The sequence below is a fragment of the Sphingorhabdus sp. genome (assembly GCF_044239005.1).
Taxonomy (GTDB): domain Bacteria; phylum Pseudomonadota; class Alphaproteobacteria; order Sphingomonadales; family Sphingomonadaceae; genus Sphingorhabdus_B.
This window is the reverse complement of record NZ_JBIICH010000155.1, coordinates 1-4,260: the sequence shown is the minus strand read 5'-3', so window position 1 is coordinate 4,260 and position 4,260 is coordinate 1. Positions and strand designations below refer to the sequence as shown.

Here is a 4,260-nt window from a genome sequence, read left to right as displayed (position 1 = left end):
GCCAGGCATTGCAGCCGGCGCTCATGATATAAGTGCATTGGAAGAACCCATTCATAATTCAAAAGGCGGACCGCTGTCGTTCATTCGACGGATGTCCGCCTTTTTTCGTTTTTGCCCCGTTGAAATATAGGGCATTTTGGTGGCGCGGGATGGAGCAGCCCGGTAGCTCGTCAGGCTCATAACCTGAAGGTCGTAGGTTCAAATCCTACTCCCGCAACCAACAAAAAAGGCCCCCTCGCGGGGCCTTTTTTGTTGGCTGTGGTGGATTGTGGATTTTCACCTCATTCAGCCGGAGCAATGGCAAAGCCATTGCGGAGACCATGCGCGAAGCGCATAAATCCTACTCCCGCACACAACGCATAAGCACAGCGCCAAAGTCGCTTAGCGCCGCGTTGCCGCGGTCGGCTTTTCAGTTGTCGAACATCAGATTGTCCAGATCGGTGATCAGCTATTCCAACGCGCGATGATGGAAAAGCCGCTCGTTACGCCAATATAAGGGCGTCCCTCTGCGCCTCTGCGTGCCCGTTATGATGCGGGTTTGTCGGAGCTCCATCCGTCAATCGCCACGCGCCATTTGCCGTCGGTACCGCGCCGGAAAACGTTGATCCCTTTGCCGATGTCGGTCGTGACTGCGCCGGTTTTCTTGTCGGTGTCGGTGGCTTTGTATGTGTAACGCTCAACGGCCAAATCGCCGGTGACGGTGAAGCCAAGCGACGTTTTTTCCCACTTCGTTTCATAAGCGCCGAAATATCCGCCGACCCATTCGCGCACCGCGGCCTTGCCGATGATTTCTGGCGCGCCGGGTGCCTGAAGAACGACATCGTCGGTCAGGCCCTCCATCAGCGTGTCGACATTGTTGCTGTTAATGGCCGCAACATAGCCATCGTGCGCTGCCGCCTCGATGGCCTTGATATCTATCGGAGCGGCGGGCGTTTCACCGCCGGAACAGCCGGAAACGAGAAGCAACAGGGCCGGGATCGTGTACAAAGCTTTCATCTTCATTCTCCTCCTTTGGCCGTCGACAGCGCCCATATTCCTGAAGGCGAAGACGTCGCGGCGCACTCTAACACACGCATTTTACGGCACCTTGGCCGCTTAAGTGCGTCATAAAAACGATGTTTAACAGTCGCCTCAATCCCCCATTCCGTAAAGTGAACAATTGTAACGATGGCCCCTCTGCGGCGTGGCACGGCGGAAACCGCCCCGTCGTTCGTAGAAAATAACCCGTTCCCCATCGAAGCTGCGGCTTCCCACTTGCCCTTGCCCGCTAGGCATGACAGCAAGGAAAAAAGACGGCAGGGGAGCCCCAAAAATGACACATTATCTGAAGACCATCTTGCTGCTGGGTGCAGCGACCATTCCGGCATCGGCATTTGCCCAAGCTGCTACTCCGGTTGCTCCGGCCGCTGCCGCGGAAGAAAAGGCGCCGAAATGGGATGTCGCAGCCCCTCCCGGCTTGACCCTCCGCCAGATCGCGATTGATACTGACGAGGGTTCGTGGATGAACCTTGACGTCAGCCCCGATGGCCGGACCATCGCGTTCGATCTGCTGGGTGACATCTATACCATGCCCGTCACCGGCGGCACGCCGACCCGCATTGCCGAAGGCTTGCCCTTCGAAACCCAGCCGCGCTTTTCCCCCGATGGAACGCGCATTGCCTTTACCTCCGACCGGGGCGGCGGCGACAATATCTGGATCATGAACCGCGATGGTTCCGACAAACGGCAGATGAGCAAAGAGGATTTCCGCTTGCTCAATCAACCAAGCTGGAGCCCCGATGGTCGCTTCATCGCCGCCAAGAAGCATTTCACCACGGGTCGTTCGCTGGGTACTGGCGAAGTCTGGCTCTACCATGTGTCGGGCGGCGCAGGGGTTCAGCTGGTCAAGAAGCCCAATGACCAACATCAGAAGGAATTGGGCGAGCCTATCTTTGCGCCCGATGGCAAGCATATCTATTACACGCGCAACATCACGCCCGGACCAATCTTCCAATATGCGCAGGATTCCAACGGTCAGCTGTTCGACATTGAAAGCTATGAGATTGAGACCGGCAAAACCGAAACGGCCGTGTCCGGTGTCGGCGGTTCGGTGCGCCCAACGCCCTCACCCGATGGCACAAAAATCGCCTTCGTCCGCCGCGAACGGACCCAGTCCAAACTCTATGTGAAAGATTTGGACACCGGCGAAGAGCGCAAGATCTACGATGCGCTCGACCAAGATGTGCAGGAAACATGGGCCGTCACTGGTGTCTATCCGAACATGGATTGGTCACCCGACAGCAAGACCATTTACTTCTGGGCAGGCGGCAAGATGCGCAAGGTCGATTGGCCGAGCGGTGCATCGAGCGAAATCCCGTTCCGCATTTCCGACACACGCGATGTCATCGACCCGCCGCGCCCGCCGATTGAAGTGGCACCTGCCGAGTTCCAGACGCATATGCCGCGCGGCGTGGTTACTTCGCCCGATGGCCGGACCGTGTTGTTTGAAACCATGGGTAAGTTGTGGGTCAAGCCTGCGGCAGGCGGGGCCGCAAAGCGCTTGACCGCATCTGACAGCGCGATGGAAGCATATCCCACATGGTCGCGCGACGGGAAGACCATCGCCTTTGTGAACTGGACCGATAAGGGCCTTGGCCACATTCAGGTCGTGGGCGCAGCGGGCGGCAGGGCGAAAAATGTGACGGCGCAATCCGGCCATTATGCGCGTCCGCGCTTTTCGCCAGACGGCAAGACGATCGTATTTGAAAAGCAGGAAGGCGGCGGCCTAACCTCGCCCTTGCGTTCGGATCAGCCGGGCATTTACCGCATAGCCACGACAGGCGGCAATGCTGTTCGCGTTACCGAAAGAGGAACCACGCCGCATTTCGCCGCCAGCAACGACCGGATTTTCTATACCGAATCCGGTGCCAACAAACGCCTGCTCGTCAGTGTCGACCTGAACGGTGAAGCCAAGCGCAATCATGCCAGCGGCGAGCTGACGACCATTTATGAAGTATCGCCAGACGGCAACAATTTTGCCTTCCGTCAAAACTATGAAGCATTTGTAATGCCATTGATGCCCGGCACGCAGGAAGTCACTGCGTCGTCGTCGGGCAGCGCGCTTCCCGTGGTGAAGGTTAGCAAGGGCGGCGCCGATTATATGCATTGGAGCCGCAATGGCGATGCATTGCATTGGGCACTCGGCCCTACGCTCTACACAGCACAAACCAGCGCATTTTACCCCAATGGCCCGCTTGCGAAAGACGCCAAGCCCGTCAAGTTTGCGCCGCCGAAAGACGGCATTTCGCTGTCGATGACGGTGAAGTCGGACCGTCCAACTGGCCTCGTCGCCTTCACCGGCGCGCGTGTCGTGACCATGGCGGACAAGGATGGCGGGATCATCGACAATGCCGTCATCTTGGTAGAAAATGACCGGATCAAAGCCGTCGGCAAGGCGGGAGACTTCCCCATCCCTGCGGGCACAAAGACTGTGGATGTTACCGGCAAGACCATCATTCCGGGTCTTGTGGATGCCCACGCCCATGGTCCGCATGGTGTCGATGAAATGACCCCGCAGCAAAACTGGGTGAATATGCTCAACCTCGCCATGGGTATCACCACGCGGCATGATCCATCGAGCAGCGCCGCGACGGTTTTCCCGGCGGTGGAAATGCAGCGCGCGGGCCTGATTGTCGGGCCGCGTTCTTTCTCCACCGGCGAGATTGTCTACGGCGCAAAGGCCGCCGATGTGTATGCCGAAATCAATGGCCTTGATGATGCCCTCGCGCATGTCCGGCGGTTGAAGGCGCAAGGTGCGCACAGCGTCAAAAACTATAACCAGCCGCGCCGTGAACAGCGTCAGCAAGTTGTTGCCGCCGCGCTTCAGGAAAATATGCGTTCGGTCGCCGAAGGCGGTTCGCTGTTCGGCATGGACATGAACCTGATTGCCGATGGCAACACCACCGTTGAACACAATGTCCCGCTCGACATTTTCTACGGCGACGTGCTTCAGTTCTTCTCGAAATCGAAGGTGGGGTACACCCCGACCCTTGTCGTGACCTATGGCGGCCCAGCAGGTGATCCCTATTGGCGTGCACATACCGATGTGTTCCGTCATCCGTTGATGGCCAAGCATTATCCGCCGACCGAGCTTGCGGCGAACAATGCACGCCGCGAAATCGCGCCTGAGGAAGACTATGTCGACGACAACAGCGCGCGTGAGGCACATAAGCTTGCCAAGCTTGGCGTGCCGGTGGCGATCGGTGCGCATGGTCAGGAAGC

2 protein-coding genes and 1 tRNA gene are annotated in these 4,260 nt (G+C 58.1%); 2 read left to right on the top strand and 1 reads right to left on the bottom strand.

The window, feature by feature from the left end:
* The first annotated feature begins 143 nt into the window (after positions 1-143).
* Positions 144-220, top strand: a tRNA-Met gene (locus ACILQA_RS10175).
* A gap of 305 nt (positions 221-525) precedes the next feature.
* Here ACILQA_RS10175 and ACILQA_RS10170 read toward each other — a convergent pair.
* Complete coding sequence (locus ACILQA_RS10170; RefSeq protein ID WP_395629588.1) at positions 526-1,002, bottom strand: YybH family protein; 477 nt, start codon at positions 1,000-1,002, stop codon at positions 526-528.
* A 310-nt stretch (positions 1,003-1,312) separates the two neighbouring features.
* Between ACILQA_RS10170 and ACILQA_RS10165 the strand changes: the two genes are divergently transcribed.
* Positions 1,313-4,260: amidohydrolase (locus ACILQA_RS10165; protein WP_395629587.1), on the top strand; the 2,948-nt coding region annotated here is incomplete at its 3' end.

Excerpts from the sequence above, each read along its gene's own strand:
- ACILQA_RS10170 (WP_395629588.1), bottom strand. The coding sequence starts at position 1,002 with ATGAAGATGAAAGCTTTGTACACGATCCCGGCCCTGTTGCTTCTCGTT.